This is a genomic window from Streptomyces sp. SID9727, assembly GCF_010550605.1.
GTDB lineage: Bacteria > Actinomycetota > Actinomycetes > Streptomycetales > Streptomycetaceae > Streptomyces.
This window is the reverse complement of the sequence record NZ_JAAGNI010000038.1, coordinates 1-318: the sequence shown is the minus strand read 5'-3', so window position 1 is coordinate 318 and position 318 is coordinate 1. Positions and strand designations below refer to the sequence as shown.

1 pseudogene is annotated in these 318 nt (G+C 79.9%); it reads left to right on the top strand.

Features of this window, described 5'->3' with window-relative positions:
• Window positions 1-318: pseudogene (locus G3I41_RS02010) on the top strand (LuxR family transcriptional regulator); the annotation flags it as partial.

Genomic DNA, 318 nt, shown 5'->3' with positions numbered 1-318 from the left:
TCGCCGACGGACCCGCCCCCGACGCCCACGAGGCCCTGCTCACCGCCGCCGCCCTGCTCGCCCCGCAGGACCCCGGGCGCGCCCGGAACGCGCTGCTCGGGGCCGCCGAGGCCGCCTGGGCGGCGGGAGACGCCCTCGGGTACCTCGACGCGCTGACCCGTCTTCCCGCGGACGCCGCCGACCGGGACCTGACGCACTACCGGGACGGCATGTGCGCCGTGCTGCGCGGGCGGATCGGTGACGGGCACCTGCTGCTGCGCCGCTGTCTCGACTCCGGGGCCCGCGACCCCGGGGCGCTGTTACGGGCCGGAGCGGCCG